This window comes from Sinomicrobium pectinilyticum, from assembly GCF_003725735.1.
In the GTDB taxonomy this organism is placed as follows: domain Bacteria; phylum Bacteroidota; class Bacteroidia; order Flavobacteriales; family Flavobacteriaceae; genus Sinomicrobium; species Sinomicrobium pectinilyticum.
The window spans coordinates 37,546-55,204 of record NZ_RJTM01000005.1; the positions used below are offsets into that span (position 1 = coordinate 37,546).

General features: G+C 43.4%; 14 protein-coding genes and 1 tRNA gene. 10 read left to right on the plus strand and 5 right to left on the minus strand.

Features of this window, described 5'->3' with window-relative positions; all coding sequences use genetic code 11:
* Nucleotides 1–18 precede the first annotated feature (18 nt).
* The 8 genes from ED312_RS01545 (at nucleotide 19) to ED312_RS01580 (ending at nucleotide 11,006) form a co-directional block, all read left to right on the plus strand.
* Nucleotides 19–1,113: an outer membrane beta-barrel protein gene (locus ED312_RS01545; protein ID WP_123214239.1), complete on the plus strand. Its 1,095-nt coding sequence runs from the start codon at nucleotides 19–21 to the stop codon at nucleotides 1,111–1,113.
* Nucleotides 1,052–2,251: a sensor protein KdpD gene (locus ED312_RS01550; protein WP_240642983.1), complete on the plus strand. Its 1,200-nt coding sequence runs from the start codon at nucleotides 1,052–1,054 to the stop codon at nucleotides 2,249–2,251. Before ED312_RS01545 ends, ED312_RS01550 begins: the two co-directional genes overlap by 62 nt.
* 51 nt (nucleotides 2,252–2,302) lie before the next feature.
* Nucleotides 2,303–4,081, plus strand: coding sequence for a sensor histidine kinase (locus ED312_RS01555; RefSeq protein WP_123214240.1), 1,779 nt, complete (start codon nucleotides 2,303–2,305; stop codon nucleotides 4,079–4,081).
* A 364-nt stretch (nucleotides 4,082–4,445) separates the two neighbouring features.
* Nucleotides 4,446–6,077 carry a glycoside hydrolase family 28 protein gene (locus ED312_RS01560; RefSeq protein ID WP_123214241.1) on the plus strand — a complete coding sequence of 544 codons (1,632 nt, stop codon included), beginning with the start codon at nucleotides 4,446–4,448 and terminating at the stop codon, nucleotides 6,075–6,077.
* A 42-nt stretch (nucleotides 6,078–6,119) separates the two neighbouring features.
* Nucleotides 6,120–7,370 (plus strand): ribulose-bisphosphate carboxylase large subunit family protein, encoded by a 1,251-nt coding sequence (locus ED312_RS01565; protein ID WP_123214242.1) that lies wholly within the window; start codon nucleotides 6,120–6,122, stop codon nucleotides 7,368–7,370.
* A complete protein-coding gene (locus tag ED312_RS01570) occupies nucleotides 7,367–8,716 on the plus strand; it encodes a four-carbon acid sugar kinase family protein (RefSeq protein WP_123214243.1) in 1,350 nt (449 codons plus the stop codon). Before ED312_RS01565 ends, ED312_RS01570 begins: the two co-directional genes overlap by 4 nt.
* 296 nt (nucleotides 8,717–9,012) lie before the next feature.
* Nucleotides 9,013–9,675, plus strand: coding sequence for an aspartate/glutamate racemase family protein (locus ED312_RS01575; RefSeq protein WP_123214244.1), 663 nt, complete (start codon nucleotides 9,013–9,015; stop codon nucleotides 9,673–9,675).
* A 2-nt stretch (nucleotides 9,676–9,677) separates the two neighbouring features.
* Entirely contained in the window at nucleotides 9,678–11,006 is a 1,329-nt protein-coding gene (locus ED312_RS01580; RefSeq protein ID WP_123214245.1) for a bile acid:sodium symporter family protein, read from the plus strand.
* Between the two features lie 160 nt (nucleotides 11,007–11,166).
* On the opposite strand, the gene ED312_RS01585 is transcribed toward ED312_RS01580, so the two are convergent.
* Complete coding sequence (locus ED312_RS01585) at nucleotides 11,167–11,628, minus strand: Lrp/AsnC family transcriptional regulator (protein WP_123214246.1); 462 nt, start codon at nucleotides 11,626–11,628, stop codon at nucleotides 11,167–11,169.
* A 138-nt stretch (nucleotides 11,629–11,766) separates the two neighbouring features.
* On the opposite strand from ED312_RS01585, the gene ED312_RS01590 reads away from it, so the two are divergent.
* Together ED312_RS01590 and ED312_RS01595 are read left to right on the plus strand one after the other, a co-directional pair.
* Complete coding sequence (locus ED312_RS01590) at nucleotides 11,767–12,276, plus strand: N-acetyltransferase (RefSeq protein WP_123214247.1); 510 nt, start codon at nucleotides 11,767–11,769, stop codon at nucleotides 12,274–12,276.
* A 35-nt stretch (nucleotides 12,277–12,311) separates the two neighbouring features.
* The gene (locus ED312_RS01595; RefSeq protein ID WP_123214248.1) at nucleotides 12,312–12,548 is read left to right on the plus strand and encodes a hypothetical protein; all 237 of its coding nucleotides are present in this window, start codon (nucleotides 12,312–12,314) and stop codon (nucleotides 12,546–12,548) included.
* Nucleotides 12,549–12,992: 444 nt separating this feature from the next.
* Here the strand turns inward: ED312_RS01595 and ED312_RS01600 are convergent.
* The 4 genes from ED312_RS01600 to ED312_RS01610 form a co-directional block, all read right to left on the minus strand.
* Nucleotides 12,993–13,074: transfer RNA gene (locus ED312_RS01600), tRNA-Leu, on the minus strand.
* Between the two features lie 209 nt (nucleotides 13,075–13,283).
* Nucleotides 13,284–13,457, minus strand: a complete 174-nt coding sequence (locus tag ED312_RS23655; RefSeq protein WP_170164426.1) for a hypothetical protein — start codon at nucleotides 13,455–13,457, stop codon at nucleotides 13,284–13,286.
* Nucleotides 13,447–14,583: a PepSY-associated TM helix domain-containing protein gene (locus ED312_RS01605; protein ID WP_123214249.1), complete on the minus strand. Its 1,137-nt coding sequence runs from the start codon at nucleotides 14,581–14,583 to the stop codon at nucleotides 13,447–13,449. Before ED312_RS01605 ends, ED312_RS23655 begins: the two co-directional genes overlap by 11 nt.
* A gap of 191 nt (nucleotides 14,584–14,774) precedes the next feature.
* On the minus strand, nucleotides 14,775–17,288 hold the full coding sequence (locus tag ED312_RS01610) for a TonB-dependent receptor (protein ID WP_240642985.1): 2,514 nt from the start codon (nucleotides 17,286–17,288) through the stop codon (nucleotides 14,775–14,777).
* Between the last annotated feature and the right edge of the window lie 371 nt (nucleotides 17,289–17,659).

The following is a 17,659-nucleotide window of genomic DNA, read 5'->3' on the forward strand; positions in this document are numbered from 1 at the left end:
CGGTCTAAAAACAAACGAATGAGATCTTATCCATTTTTTATTACTGCTTTACTGGGGCTTGGTACCATTCAGGCCCAGGAAAAAGCGAATACCCTGACCGTTTCGGGATATTTGGACACTTATTACAGTTATTTTACCCATAATACAGATGCTAATGCATTCCAGCCTTATACCACGGTCTCGGCCACGAATAAGCGGTTCGGACTGAATGTGGCCCAGATCGGTGCACATTATAAGTCAGATAAGATAAGAGGAAATCTCACTTTACACTGGGGAGATATAGCCCGGGCTACATGGTCCGAAGAGTACCGGGCAGTCCAGGAAGCCAACCTCGGGTTCCGGATTGCGGAAGATTTATGGATAGACGCAGGATTTTTCACCACCCATATAGGGACGGAAAGTTTTTTACCAAAAAATAATTTTCTCAGTTCTACCGCCGTTGCAACCTATAACGAACCGTTTTACCAGGCGGGGGTCAAAATTTCATATGAGGGTTTTGAAAAACTCTATATTGAACTGTGGGCGGTAAACGGGTATAACTCTTTCCTGGATGTCAATGATGCCAAATCATTCGGAATATTACTGGAATACCGGTTTAATGATGTCACCTCACTTACTTATACCAATCTCCTGGGAAGGGAATCTCCGGATGAATTTCCGGTAAAACAGTACAGGATGTATCACAATCTGTACCTGAACACAACACTGAACGATAAATTGTTCTTAACTTTAGGAGCAGATATAGGAGTGCAGTCCAATACGGCAAAGGACCGGAACAAAAGCGCATTTATGTATAATGCCCTGGCGACGGTCCGCTACCGGTTCCATCCGCAATGGTCAGTGACAGCAAGAGGGGAGAGGTTTAAAGATGAAGAGGGTTTTATCAGTGGCCCTGTACCCGGTATTAACGGAGAAGAAATGGGGCTTGGCCTTTGGGGGGTGACCCTGGGCGGAGAATACAGGCCGGTAACTAACAGCTATATCCGGGGGGAGGCCCGGTTTCTTCGTGCAGACAAAGATATAGCCCTCTTTTCGGACAACCATAACACCAATGAGCGATGGGAACTTATGGTTACTTTTGGCTATTACCTGGACCACCTTTTTAATTTTTAAGATGCCTGGTAAGAATACAGATAACGGTACGGAAAAAGACGGCTTCCTGCATCTTATCCAAAGACGTAAAAAGGGCCGGCTCAAGGTATATATCGGCATGATAGCCGGAGTGGGAAAGACGTACAGGATGTTACAGGAAGCCCATCAATTGCTGGAAGCAGGGGTGGATGTACGTATCGGTTTTATTGAAACCCATGGCCGGGAAGAAACACAGGTTTTGGTGCAGGATATCCCGGTAATCCCGTTGAAGAATGTTTTTTACAAGGGCCGGGAATTGGAGGAAATGGACCCGGATGCCATTATCCTGTCCCGGCCCGATGTGGTACTGGTCGATGAACTGGCCCATACCAACATTCCCGGAAGCAAGAATGAAAAACGTTGGCAGGATGTGGAGGAACTCCTGGATTACGGCATAAATGTCATCACTGCATTTAATGTTCAGCACCTGCAGAGCATGACGGATAAGGTAGAGAATATTTCCGGTATAGAGATCAGGGAAACCATTCCGGACAAAATACTGAATGAGGCCGATGAGGTTGTTAATATAGACCTTCCTGCCGAGGACCTTATCAAACGCCTGAAGGAAGGGAAAATCTATAAGGGGGAGCGGGCAGAACGGGCGCTGAATAATTTTTTTCAGCCCGAAAAAATATTACAGTTAAGGGACCTGGCACTGCGAAAAGTGGCTTCCCAGGTAGAGAAGAAAATAGAACGTAGTCTGCCCGCTACGGGACGTATGCAGCTGGAACGTTTTATGGCTTGTATCAGTACCAACTCTGAAAGCGGAAAACACATTATAAGAAAAACAGCGAGAATAGCTGATTATTACCATGCGGAATGGTTTGTGGTCTATGTAAAGACACCGAGAGAAGATGTGTTTAAGATCGACCTGAAGACCCAACGTAAATTGTTGAACAACATGCAGCTGGCCAGAGAGCTTGGGGCGCAGGTCATCACTATACGCGAAGAAAATATACCCAGGGCTGTTTTTCGCAAAGCCGTGGAACTGAAAATTACCAATATCGTTATGGGAAAACCGCACTTTTCCCTGTGGAGGCAACTAAGGGGAAAAAATTACTTCGACAAATTGTTAAAGTACTTATTGGATACCGAGATAGATGTTATTATTGTTTTTTAAAAAGGAAGGAGTTGTTAACAGAGGCTTTGTTTCTCCCGTAAATTACATGTTATGAAGTTTAAGACCAAATTACTGCTCTCCTTCGGTTTTTTATTTATTATCATCCTGTTATTGGGACTGGTAGGCAGTTTTTATGTCAAAAAACTCGGAGAAGAAGCTTCGAATATTCTGAAGGACAACAACCGTACATTGCAGTATATGCAACGGATAAATACGGAAATCGATGCCATCGAAAAAATACTGGTCCTCAATCTGCCCGGTCGGGTAGAGCCGTATTTGTCCGAAGTGAATGCCCAGCTCCGGCTTCAAAAGAATAATATTACCGAAACGGGGGAAGCAGGGCTCACCCAAAAACTGGAAAAGAATATAAAGGACTTTACTGAAATACTGGATAAGGGCCGAAAGCGGGAAAGTATGGAATCTCTTTTCCTGATAAGGGAACTTACCGATCAGATCTATGAGATCAATCAGGAAAAAATATCGGAAAGCAATCAAAAGGTCAATGACACTTCCGACAGGGTATTCGTTTCCATGGTTATTATCGCTTTTGCCACACTTGTGATCGGACTTTTCTTTACATTCGGCATGCCCGGTTATCTTACCAGGTCCATTAAAAAGTTTGACAAGGCTATTGACAAGGTATCCCGGGGAATATATGATGTAAATGTTCCGGCGAACCGAAAAGACGAATTCGGGCATTTAGCCGCTTCCTTTAATTTGATGGCACTCAAACTCAAGGAGTTCGAACAGAGTAACTATGCGAAAATCCTTTTCGAAAAGAACAGGCTGGATACCATTATCAACCAGCTTTCCGAAGCTATTATAGGACTGGATCAGAACAAGCATATCCTGTTTGTCAATCAACGGGCACTTGCTTTACTGGGATTGAAGCAAAAAGAAATCCGGGGAAAATATGCACCGGATATTGCCATGCATAACGAATTAATGCAGAATCTGATCCGGGAATTAATGATAGGAGGCTATACCGGAGATTATGCGTCCCATCCCATTAAGGTTACGGAGGACAAGAAAGAAAAGTCTTTTTCCAAGGATATTATCGATATTATAACAAATCCGACAGGTGAAGGGGAAAGAAAAATCCTGATAGGGCATGTGATCATTTTAACCGATATCACGGAGTTTGCCGATAAAGACAAGGCCAAAACCCGTTTCATGGCTACATTAAGCCATGAATTAAAAACCCCGGTAGCAGCAATTGATATGGGGGCGGGGTTGTTGCAAAATAAAAAGACGGGGACCTTGAACGAAGAACAGGAAGAATGGGTGAAAACCATTGTGCAAAACAATGACCGCATAAAGCGGACGATTAATGAAATACTGGACCTGTCCAAAATAGAAAGTGGCAGTATAGACGTGTTGAGTTCCCGGACAAAAGTAGGCTACCTGGTAGACTCTGCCATTCTGGGGATACAACCGTTTATTAAAGATAAGAAATTAACGGTACAAAATCTTTCGGTCGTAAATGAATCGGAAGTCCTGGCGGATCCCCAGAAAGTGATCTGGATATTGAATAATTTTTTGACCAATGCCATCCGTTACTCTCCTGAAGAGGGGACGATAAAGGTAAGTGCAGAGGCAGAAGGTTATTTTATCAGAATCTCGGTAACTGACCAGGGGAAAGGGGTCGATCCCGCACAGAAAAAAACTATTTTTAAACCCTATTCCAGGCTTAAGGGCGACCAATCCGAAGGTACCGGGCTGGGACTTGCCATCTCCAAGGAATTTGTCGAGGCTATGGGAGGAAGTATAGGTTTGTTTTCCAGGGAGGACCAGGGGGTAACATTCTGGATTAAGCTGAGAAAGCCATAACAAGCAAACATAGCTGATTTGCCCTTACCCGATCCATTTTTCCTTTGTTTTTTATAGTAAATATCACCGGAAGAGTATTTTTCCACCATATTTTCAGCATACAGGACATCCCGGTCTGAAGATGGCTTGCTGGGAGCCAGCATGCTATGCCTCTCACTACAACAGGCAGGACAGTACGGGATACTCCATTTAAATGTTGTATATACATTTATGAAAAATTGTGAGGTGATCTGACTTTCACAATGCTCTACGCCGGAGTTATCTCAGGGATACTACGCCATTTATTCCCGAAAACCTTGAAATAGAACGGTTAAAACAGAGGATTTAAGAATTCATTATAGGAATTCAGTATAAAAGTTAAGTGATGAAATTAAAAAACAAATATACAGGCCCCGGCTTATTTCTCATGATGGCAGTTTTCTTTTCCTGTAGTGAAAAAACGAAAGTAGCGAAGGAAGAAAACTATTTTCCGTTGGATAGCCTGGTCACTGTAAACGAGGTTGGAGCCGGAAACATGCCCGATACCATTGCCGAGGTTCATGCACCTTTTAAAATGCCCGGTTTTAAAAGGCCGGTGTTTCCGGAAAGGACAATTTCCATCAGGGAAAAAGGAGCGCAACAAAACCGGCTGAGCACCAAAGCCATTCAGGAAGCCATAGATGAGATCAGTAAAAAAGGAGGGGGGAGAGTTGTTATCCCCGAAGGGAAATGGAGATCCGGGAGAATAAGTTTAAAAAGCAATGTCAACCTACACCTGGAACAAGGTGCCGAACTTTATTTTAGCGGAGCACTGGAAGATTACCGCCCGGCAGTATTTACCCGCCATGAAGGTGTGGAGGTCATGTCTCTGGGAGCCTGTATATATGCGTATAAACAGGACAATATTGCCATAACCGGAAAAGGAACATTGTACGGCCCGGAAGAGGGGCCGGTAAAAGACCAGATGATGACCGAAGATGTCACCGAAAAATTTGTTCCTGTTGAAAAGCCTGTGGAAGAACGGGTTTATGAGGGATATAACGGGGAGTCCATTTTTCTTCCGATGTTTATTTCACCTACCGATTGTACCAATGTTTATATTGAAGGGATCACGCTCGAACGATCTGCTTTTTGGAATATAGTGCCGGTTTATTGTGACGGGGTGATTATCCGGGGCGTAACCGTAAATTCGGTCGGGATTCCCCGTGGCGACGGTATAGATATAGAATCTTCCCGCAATGTACTTATCGAATATTCCACACTCAACAACGGTGATGACTGTTTTACGATGAAAGCCGGCCGGGGGAAAGACGGGATCCGGGTGAACAGGCCTACCGAAAATGTTGTTGTCCGTTATTGCCTGGCCAAAGAGGGGCATGGAGGAATAACGGTAGGAAGTGAGACAGCAGGTAAGATCAATAACCTTTATATACACGATTGTGTTTTTGACAATACGGGAGTAGGCATACGCTTTAAGACCCGGAGGCCCCGGGGCGGAGGAGGAGAGAATTTTATTTATGAAAGGATACGGATGAACCTGCGGCAAACCGCTTTTCGCTGGGATATGCTGGGGAGTGAAATGTATGTCGGAGATCTTGCAAAAAGGGAACCGTTTTTAGAGGTGAATGAACTGACGCCGAAATTTAAGGACATTCACATTAAAGATATTCTGGTAACACAAGCCTCAACTTTTGTGAATATCAACGGAATTCCGGAATCACCGTTGGAAAATCTGCTTATGGAAAATATACGTGTAGAAAATAGCAAGCGGTTTTTTAATGCAGATGATGCAAAAAACCTGAGGTTTAAAAACGTATATGTAGCCAGCCGGGATTCTCTGATGAAATTTCTGGACACCCGCGATGTGATTTTCGAAGACTCGGAGTTTAGGGTGAACGGAGGGGAAATTCATACTCAAATAAAAGGAGACCTTTCCGGGAATATTCAGTTTAAGAACACCAGTCCGTCAAAGCCACAGGATTGGGAGAAAACTACATATAAGAGAGCCCAAGAATAGAACTCAGACAGTATCTGAATACTGGTAACTACCATTTATTGCATGGAAAGAATAAAAGCTACATACTATATCGAGACCCCTTTTGATATAGAGAAATCGGCAAAAGTCCTGGCCGGGGAACAGTCTACGGGAACCTTTGTGAAGATCCCCGGCGAAACAGCAGAACTGAAAGAACGATTTGCTGCCCGGGTGGAGCAGATCAGATACCTGGAAAGTGTTTCACAACCTGCCATGCCCGGTACTCATGCCGATTTTCCATCTTATCACCGGGGGATGGTGGAAGTGTCCTGGTCGGTTGAGAACTTTGCTTATAATCTGCCAGCGCTGATTTCGACACTGCAGGGGAATCTATACGAGTTAAAACAATTTACCGGTTTAAAACTGATGGATATCGAAATGCCTGCCAGTTACGCAGCACACTTTAAAGGACCCCGGTTCGGCATTGAAGGCTCCCGGAAACTTACGGGCGTTAATGAAAACCGGCCTGTGATGGGGACCATAATCAAACCCAGTATAGGAATGACTCCCGAACAAACGGCCCGCCTTGTGCAAACACTGGTAAATGCCGGAATTGATTTTATCAAAGATGACGAATTAATGACTTCTCCGTCCAATTCTCCTTTTAAAGCCCGCGTTGATGCAGTGATGCGTGTCATTGACGAGTATGCCGATAAAACGGGGAAAAAAGTGATGTACGCTTTTAATATCAGTGACGGGATCGATGAAATGCTCCGGAATTATGAATATGTCTGTGCAAAGGGAGGAAATTGTGCTATGATAAGTTTGAATAGTGTAGGGCTTTCCGGAACTAAAAAAATATGCGATCAGGGAGAACTGGTCATTCACGGACATCGCAACGGATGGGGTATGATGAACAGGCACCCCTTATTGGGGATCGATTTTTCAGCCTATCAGAAGCTGTGGCGGCTGGTCGGTGTAGATCAGATCCATGTTAACGGGATTCAAAATAAGTTCTGGGAATCAGATGATTCGGTTGTCAGTTCCATTAAGGCCTGTTTAAAACCGATGTTAGGCGGGTATACCGTATTGCCCGTAGTTTCTTCGGGGCAATGGGGCGGACAGGCTCCCGAGACCTATCGCAGAACAAAGACCACAGATTTGCTCTATATGGCAGGAGGAGGAATAATGGCGCACCCCGATGGTCCGGAAGGCGGGGTGGTTGCATTAAAACAGGCATGGGAGGCCGCTGTGAACGGAATGTCTGTGGAGCATGCGGCAAAGAAATATGCGGCTTTCGGGAAATCGGTTAAAAAATTCGGATCGGAGGTATGAGTTCTGATGAGGGATTATTACTGGCTTTTTATGGCGATGATTTTACAGGCTCTACCGATGCCCTGGAATTTCTGAGTTGTGCCGGGGCAAAAACAATCTTGTTTGTTGAACCGCCTGCACCGGAACAGCTCAGAAAATATAAGGATCTCGACGCCATAGGTGTTGCCGGGATGACCAGGGCTATGGACAATGACGCCATGCATAAAGAATTAATGGCTGCATTTCCGGCATTGAAGAAAACCAATGCCCGGCATATTCACTATAAAGTCTGTTCCACATTCGATTCGTCCCCGGAAACAGGCAGTATCGGAAAAGTCATTGACATTGCTGCCGGGATATTTTCAAATGATTGCATCCCGCTTTTGGTCGCAGCCCCGGTACTGGGAAGATATTGTGCCTTTGGAAATCTCTTTGCCCGTATGGGCATTGGCAGTAATGGTCAGATATATCGTCTGGACCGCCATCCCTCAATGAAGAACCATCCGACAACACCGGCCGATGAAAGCGATCTGAGGTTACACCTTGCAAGGCAGACCCTGAAAAAGATCGGACTGGTAGATGTGCTGGAGGTCAATCTTCCCGAGGATGAACTGGCCGGAGTGTACCAGGATAAAGTAGATAAAGGTGCCGAGATCATGCTCTTTGATGCCATGTACAAAGAACAATTAATGCCCATTGGCAGGTTGATCGACTCAAGGACAAGTGAGGACAGACCGCTTTTTTCGGTCGGGTCTTCAGGGATTGAAATGGCTTTGGGAGAGCATTGGCAGGCTACGGGCAGACTTCGGAAACCGGCCGGCTGGCCCGAAATTGACCGTGTAGATCAACTGCTGGTGGTCTCGGGAAGCTGTTCTCCGGTGACTTCTTCCCAGATATCCTGGGCAACTGCTCATGGTTTTGAAGCCATTGTAATAGATACCCCGGCCATAAGCCGGGGACAGGATATTGATAAAATGTTACGGGATTATACAGAGCAGGTTGTAAGCCTGTTACAGGAACATAAGAGTGTTATAGTGCATACGGGATGCAGGGAAAATAAAGATCCGGATCTCGTAAACCCGAAAACAGATACGGCAAAATTATTCGGTTCCTTCCTTGGAAAAATAGTAAAGGAAACAGCAACCAGAACAGGCTTAAAACGAATTGTTGTCGCAGGAGGGGATACCTCGAGTTATGCTGCCCGTACCATGGGAATCGAAGCCGTTGAAATGATAGCCCCCCTGACCCCCGGAGCCCCGCTTTGTAAGATACATGCCCCCGGTTCACCTGTGGACGACCTGGAAATTAATTTTAAAGGAGGCCAGGTAGGCGGTGCAGACTATTTCGGGATGTTGCAAGGCGAGTGAGAGCAGAGGGATGTTTAAAATATTTAAATAATCTAAAGTGAATAATGTTTAAGTTGTTCAGGTCAAAAACATTGAATTGTAAAAAAGAGTTCCTCCCTTTAGACAAAGGGAGGTGGGCAAACTTTAGTTTGGTCGGAGGGTTTGATAACCCAAGCCATAGGTATTGTATAAAAGTTTGGGGTTAATCCCGGGATATGGGCTGGGTCAAACTCCCCGTCCCGCAAGCGGGACACCCCTCTTCGTCTGAAGAGGGGAGCCTTATCCATTATTCACGTTAATCTATAAAATCGATACAGATGAAAAGTAAAACATTAGGGCTCATACATACATCGGCAACTTTGGTACCTGTATTTAAAGAGTTGTGTGATATCCTGTTGCCCGGTACAACGGTTTTCAATATTGTAGACGACAGTTTAATTAAAGACGTCATCCGGAAAGGAAAATTAACCCGGACAACGGCAAGGAGGGTTGTAGATCATGTAGGATCGGCAGAAATTGCAGGGGCAGATCATATTCTGGTGACATGTTCATCCATCGGCGCGGCAGTAGAAGTAGCGGACTCCCTTACAGAAGTACCCGTTCTGCGCGTGGATCAGCCTATGGTAGACCTGGCCATAAATACCGGTACCAGGATCGGGGTTATCGCTACCCTTCCGACTACCCTGGAACCTACCAGTGATCTGGTAAGGCGAAGAGCTCTGGTGGCCAAAAAGAAAATTGATATCACTTCCAGATTGTGTGAAGGTGCCTTTGATGCCCTGATGAATGGTGATCCCGACAAACACGATGACATGGTAGCAGGCGCACTCAGGCAACTGGCCGAAGAAGTGGATGTGATCTTACTGGCTCAGGCCTCTATGGCCCGGGTGGTAGAAAAACTGGGTGAAGCGGATAAAAAAGTGCCTATCATTTCAAGTCCGTCGGAGGCTATTAAGCACCTGGCTTCAATATTAAACTGACCATGATCGGAAAATTACAGAGAATAAGCCTTTATATCAGCTTTTTAGCGGTTGTATGCATGGGGGGAATGTTCCTTGCAAAAAATGACTTGTGGCAGCTTTTTATGGTTGCCGCCGCTTGCTTTTTTTCTGTCGGGATCGGTGCTGTTTCATATTTAAAGGGATACCAGTATACGGCCTGGATCATAACAGCGGTTATTGCCGCTTTATGCTATCCCTCAAATTTTCTCCATTGGGGAGATCTGGACCTCAGACACCCCTGGCTGGTTCTCCTGGTCATACAATTTGTAATGTTCGGAATGGGAGTTCAGATGAAGTTAAAGGATTTCAGCGGTCTTAAGACCTCGTTCCGCGGCGTTCTGGTCGGGTTATTATGCCAGTTTTCGATAATGCCGATAATCGGTTTCATCTTAACCCGCGTATTTGATTTTGAACCGGAAATAGCGGCCGGGGTCATACTTATCGGAGCCTGTTCCAGTGGTTTGGCTTCCAATGTCATGGTCTACATTGCCCGTTCTAATCTGGTTTTATCGGTTACGGTAACCGCCGTTGCAACACTGGTAGCTCCTTTTCTGACGCCACTGTTAATGAAAGTGCTGGCGGGCACCCTGGTTGAAATTGAGTTTGTCAATATGATGATACAGATCATCAAGATCGTCCTGGTCCCTATCGGTGCGGCATTATTATACGACCATCTTAAAAATACAAATCACAGGGTATTGAAAAAAATGAATGTCATTGTCCTTATATGCTTCACCTGGTTAATAGCCCTTCCTTTGGGATTGTGGAAATTTCTGGAAACCCATCTTTCAGATGAAGCGCTTCAGTCTGCCGAAATTTTCGGATTTATATTAAGTGCCATTGTAGCCGGGGCTGTATATTACAAGCTCACCGGATATTTTACCGGACTGGACAGGTTTATGCCTTATGTTTCAATGTTCGGTATTATTTATTTTACAGCGATAACAACGGCTGCCGGACGTGATAATTTACTGCGCATAGGACCCTTGTTATTTTTGGCTTCGGTTATTCACAATACATTGGGATATATATTTGGTTACTGGTTCAGCCGGGCCTTAAAACTGGATAAGAATTCCGCCCGTTCTATGGCCTTTGAAGTTGGCCTGCAAAACGGGGGAATGGCTTCCGGGTTAGCGGCCGTAATGGGGAAACTGGGTACAGTCGGACTGGCAGCAGCCGTATTTAGTCCCTGGATGAATATTTCAGGATCACTTTTGGCTAATTACTGGAAACGAAATCCGGTAGATGCGAAAAAAACTGTAAGGAAGCCCAAACATAAATTCGGGATCTTGAAAAGTTTTCAAAAATAAGATCTGGTCATGGCCGCTTTGTCATCCGGATCAATGGTCAGCCTCCTTCGGAACCATCGGAAGAGACTTTTATGATCATAAAAACAATATATTGGATTAAACCTTTAAAAATATATAACAAAAGATATTTCGAGATCAATATGAGACGTTTAAATAAGTTCTATATGGGAAAGCCATAGCTTATTTTTGTGGTATCCATTACTACATGCGTATAAAAATGTTTAAGGTTCTTATTATCCATTAAATATTGTTTTGAAAATTGTTCAAAATGAGTCATGTCCCTTGTTTGTACAATTAAAACAAAATCGTAACTCCCGGTAACATAATAACATTGAAATACCTCCGGGCAAGCTTTCATATCGGCTTTAAACTCATCAATTTTAGCAGAGCTTCCCTCGTGAAGTATGACATCAACCACAGTGGTTATACCAACCCCCAATGCGGATGATGAAACAATGGCAATTTCTGCTTCAATAATTTTTTCCTTTCTAAGCCTTGAAATCCTTCGTTGAACGGCACTTTGACTAAGGTTTAATTTTTCACCCAGCTCTTGTGTAGTGAGCCTATTGTTTTGCTGTAGCAGTCTTAATATTCCTTTATCAAAATTATCTAAGTCTTTCATAAATTATTTGATTTTTTATTTAAAATAAGTTTTTTACCCGTTTTGTAGATAAAAAACATGAAATTAATCACGAATGTACGCATAAATTTGTACCGTAAATAAAGAACATTCCATTAATTTCTTTTAATTTTTAGCGAGATGAAAATAGAAAACAGCACCTTAGAAGATTTAAAAAACATTCTGTCGCTTTATGCTTCTGCAATTGCGTATCAGAAAGAAAAGAAAGGATTGCCATGGCCAAATTTGGACAGAGAAATGATAGAAAAAGAAATAATTGAAAAAAGGCAATGGAAACTAACTATTAACGGTACAATTGCTTGTATCTGGGTAACAACCTTCGATGATCCTGAAATTTGGGGAGAGAAAAATAACCAGCCAAGTATTTACTTACACAGAATAGCCACGGACCCCGTTTTTAGAGGATTGAACGTCATTGCCAAAGTTTTTGACTGGACAAAGACTTTTGCCCGTGTAAACCAAAAGAATTATATACGGTTGGATATTGCCAGTATTAACCCCGGTTTGATAACAATGTACGTCAGGAACGGTTTTAAATTTATTGGAATGAATAAAATGGGGGTTTCAGAAAGCCTGCCGGCTCATTACAACAATGCAACTGTTTGTCTTTTTGAAATGAAACTAAATTAAACTGACTTGTTGGAATATAAACTTAAATGTATTAAATGGACAATTTATTTATTGATGCTGTGGGATATTTGGGTTTGGGCATTAACCTGATCTCTATGGCACTCGATGGTGAAAAGAAATTAAGAGTGTTTTCATTAGTTGCAAATTCAATCTATATTATTTACGGTTGCTTTTTAGTTGCATTTCCTATTATTATAGGATCTTCTATTGCCGTGGCATTGCATACTTTAAGGTTGAGAAAATTATCAACAAGAAAAAAGAATTATGATTGATAGGATTTCTCATCATGAAAAGAATTATATAAGGTTTTTGGCCCGGGGTTAAACAGACAGTTTCGGCAATTGAAAACCGGTGATTGAATAATCCGAGTCTTAGTAGGATAGAAAATATCTTAGAAGCACCGGATGGTGACGTTTCATTTAAGACACTGATTTCTGTAAAATATATGGCTGTGTTTCGTGCCGAATGCAACGGCCGAAATCAAACTTCATCCAACCAGGTAAGGAGATTAATATAGAAGAATTATAGGAGAGGTTTCGCTACATTTTAAGAGGAGAAACAAATAACCCTTTGATGAAACCGAAGTTACAATTATCGAAAAAAGCTCATTTTATGAAGAGAATCTAAATTGACACGAAGATAGCTGTTTGTGCTTTAACAGACTACTGTTTAGAAACATAAAAGGGAGCAAAGCTCCCTGTTTTCTATTTATTCTGTGCGCTCGAGAGGATTCGAACCTCCACACCTTACGGCACTGCCGCCTGAAGACAGCGTGTCTACCAATTTCACCACGAGCGCATTTTATTAAAGAACTCCTTTCCTCAAAAGGGTAGGCAAAAGTAAATAAAGTTTGGGAATCCACAAAGTCATATTTTAAAACATTTTGGAAATAATTATAAACTTGTTGAATTACAATATGATCTGGTCTCCTTTATATATAATGCCCCACGGGAATACAGCGATGAACGGAGTACATACTACAAAGGAACCAGAGTAATAAACCGCTTTTAGTATTTACTTTTATAATAGTTTTTGATAGTGATAAACACCGGGATGAAGAGCAGGATATTGGCAATAGTATCTGCAACAACGCCTCCTATTAGTGCCGAAATAAGTGCATATAACGAAATAATCCCCAGCACAATGGGAATGCCCCAGAGTTTGAAAAACTTACTTTGCATGGTCCCTTTGGTTTAAAAGTTTTTTCGACCTGATTTCCGATTTTCTTCTTGCAAACCACAGATAGAGCCCGGTAATAAGGATAATGATAGTCATAATATCAAAGATTGCCCAGATAATTTTCAGGGTAATTCCCCCGTAATTGCCAAAATGGAGCGGTTGTGATATAAATAATGTATTCACATACCAGGGCATTTTCCTGGCATCGGTTATTTCACCTGTTTTCGCGTCTATGAGTACCGGCATCAGTAATTTTGAAGTAACTTCCGTATTTCCTTTCATAAACACGGCATAATGATGTTTGCTTGTAAATGGTGTTCCCGGATAGGCCACAACGGAAACATCCATGGAAGGTACCTTTTCTTCCGCAGCCTTTACGGCCTCGTTCAGTGAACTCAGTTTTCCTTCCGGGGGCTTTTCGTTACGGTAAGGAGCCGTCATTTCGGCAAGCTGCCCCTGTTGCCACAAGCCAAGTACAACATCCGAAAGGGTATTTATTACCCTGGTAAGGCCTACTATGGTTAACCAGACAACCGTAACGATGCCCAGCAGGTTATGTGTATCCAGCCATTGAAGTCTTTTGGATTTGAGCTTTCTTACCATACCGAAATCGAAATTCTTCATAATGGGGCCGTAGAGAACAATTCCGGACACTATGGAAATGAAGAAAAGGATTCCCATGAGCCCGAGGAACAGTTTACCGGGTATGCCGGCAAACATATCCGTATGAAGGCGGAGCATGATATACAAAAATCCTTCGTTCTCCGGTTCGTTTAATATTTCTCCGGTGTATTCGTTGATCAGGATATATTTGCTTTCCTCGAAATGGGCATCGGGTTTTTCTACCACGTCAAACAATACCTGGTTGGGATGTTCGTCCTTTTCCCAAAAAGCATATCGCACATGTTTTCCCGGGTTTTTGGATTCGGCGATCTCCGCAAGTCGGTCCAGGTCCATTTTCTGTTTTCCCCCGACGGTTTCTACTTCAAAATCATTCTGAAGATGCTCGATCTCTTCGTGAAAAATAAGAGGCAGGCCGGTAATGCACAACAGAAGGAGAAAAGCAGTGCATATGAGACTGGTCCATTTATGCCAGGAAAACCAACGTTTGGCCGTTTTGAGGTTCATGATTTTTCTGTAAATATATTGTTTTTACTGATTCTAAATAATATGCGGGATAAGATTTTTGATAAGAAAGGGGGGAGGATTATTGCAATGATATTCCGGGGCAGTGATTTGATTATCGGGTTTCCTGGCGGATATGGCGGGAAAAATGCCGGGCAGATAATGCCTGCCAGGCATCAAAGGGTCCTGGCAAATTAAAATTTATAGGTTACGCTACCCAAAACATTGATAAGTGCCTGTGGGTTTGCAGTTGTATAACCGATCCAGTAGTGTTCATTGGTGAAGTTGTCCGCTTTAACACCTATACGGAACTTTTTGGTGTCGTAAAAGGCATTGGCATTCAATACAAAATAACTGGGCAAGACGAATATTCCCTGCGATACGGAGTTTACGATTTTATTGTCGCTGGCATAATTTCCGCCTATTCCGAAACCGAGACCTTTCAGACCACCGTCCATAAACTGGTAGCTTGCATTAAAGTTGGCCAGCCAGGGCGAGGAAGCGGTAGTGGGACGCCTATCGTAAACATCAGCATTGAGTTCGTCCGTACTGGTGTACCGGGAATCGTTATAACTGACACCGGCGATAAGGGAAAAACCCCTTAGAAGATAAGCATTAACCTCAAATTCTATTCCTTTGCTGGTAAGGCTCCCGGATTGCTTTTGTACGGCCTGTGCCCCGACGTATTCGCCGGTACTCAACAGGGAGTTCTTAACATCGATATTGTAATAGCTCAATGTCGCATTAATTCTTCCGGCCATCAAATTGGCCTTAAACCCGCCTTCCCATTGGTTGGCTTTTTCCGGGTCGGACAGGGCCATATCACCATTGCTGTTGGTCAGGTAATACCCGTTGCTGGTAAAACTGTTCTGGAAGTTACCGAAGACGGAAAACTGGTTTCTGACTATTTCATACACTGCCCCGAATTTCGGAGACCATGCAGCTTGTTTGTATGCCTGTGTATCGGCCTGTCCGCTTTTTCCACCGTTGAACTGATTGTTTTCGTACCGCACGGATGCCATGACATTTAATCCTTCGGCAGGGGTCAGCACATCGGAAATATATGCACTGTAGGTATTTAAAACTCCTGTGATGGGGTAGGTATTATTGGCATTGAAATCATATCCCGGAGTATTTCGGAGTTCATCGTACCTGGCGCTAACAGTTTCCGCATTCATTGTAGCATAATCCCCTCCGGAAAAGGGCGCCCAGTCAAATACGCTGAAGAAAATAAAATTCTGCTCGTTTTTGGTCCTCAGATAATCGAAACCGGCAACAGCGCGGTTCCTCATAGTGCCGAGATTAAAGTCCAGGTTAAAATTTTGCTGGATCTGAAAGTGTTTTTGTTTGCTGTCTGTCGTAGACTGGTCGGCTCTTACCACACCCAATCGCACATCATTCGGATCCTGGGTTTCTGTCGATTCCGGACCTATATAAAAATACGGATTGAAACCGTCGGATTGTGAATAGGCCGTACTTACATTGGTGGACGATCGTATATGGTCGTTGATCCTGTAATTGATTTGTCCGAAAAAATTCCTTACCCTGGCTTTGGTGTTAAGATCGTCTCCCATATAGGAGTTTTTATAATCGAGCCCCATTTTTTCAATGTCCCTGAAATTATCAGTTCCAAGTGCAGGGGAGAGATAGAAGAACATCTGCTCCGGGATCGCATCGGTATCGAACCATTCGAGTTCCAGGTTGATGTCCAGTTTGTCATTAACCGTATAAGCCAGCGAGGGAATAAAGGCAAAATTGGAGTTTTTGGCATCCTTTTTCTGAAAATTCCCGGAATTCGTATAGGCCGTGTTCACCCGGAAAAGCAGTTTTTTATCTCTGGTTATGGGAGTATTGAAATCGGCCTGGGCCCTGTAGTAGTTATAGCTGCCGCCGATAACGGAAATATTGCCCCCGAGTCCGTCGTAAGGTTTTTTGGTAACCCGGTTGATGACACCCCCGTATGAAGTAACGCTACTACCGAACAATGTTGCGGACGGGCCTTTTAAAACTTCCAGTTTTTCCAGGTTAATGGCGTCTATGGAGGTAGATACGGGAGCTACGAGCCCGTTTCTCATAGAGTTATTGGAAATGAACCCCCTTAAGTTGACAAATGTACCACCGTCGCCCGACCTGTTTGTGGCATTCCACATTTTTTGCAATCCCGTAATGTTCCTGTAGGCATCATCTACGGTGTAGATAAGCTGGTTTGCCAGTACTTCTTTAGGAAGGGAAGAGTATACCTGGGGAGTCTCTATGGCCTTTAAAGGTATTTTGGCTACCGATTCCGTTTTGGAAGAGGAAGGTAATATGCTAATGAGATGCCCTTCGAGCGTCACACCCTGCAATTCCTCGCTTTTATCGTAGAGTGTTATATTCAGGTCGTAATCCGAATTGCTGACCGTAAGTTTCTCAGTGATCGTTTTTTTTCCGAGGTTTCGTATTTCTATGGTATACGTCCCTGCCGGGATCCGTTCCAGGACATATATACCTTTCGTATCGGTCGCAGTCCCTTTCTGCAGTTCTTTGATCATTACGGAGGCATTGGCAACCGGGGTCCCGAATTCATCGGTTACCTTACCTGTGATCTTGAAATATTGTTGTGTACAGTCGGTTAAGTAGGGAGGGGAATCGATATCTGAAGAGGCAACAAGGTTTAATGTATATAGCCCGAAAAGAGAACAGGCCAGGAAGGTACATGTTTTTTTCATAGTTGTATTTTTTATATCACACCAGTTGATTACCGGACAAATATAATTTATTTAGATTTAATACAAATAAAAATAAAGTATTTTGCGTTCGTTATTTTATAAGCGGACTGCTGTCCGGAACAGGCAAAGAAAGTGGGAGTTACCTGCAAAAAAAGCGTATTTGGAGCATCCTTGAATTTAAAAGAGTATATATTACCGGGCGGTTTGGAAATATTTTATGAATATGAAGAGGGAAGGAGAATAGAAGTTGATGGAATAGATGGTCTTACCCGGAACGGGTATTTACATCATTCTGAAGAAGAGAGTCGAAAACCGGTCAAAACTGTTAAGGGCGAGGTCGGAAAATTCTGTTTTCCGACCTCGCCCGGGGG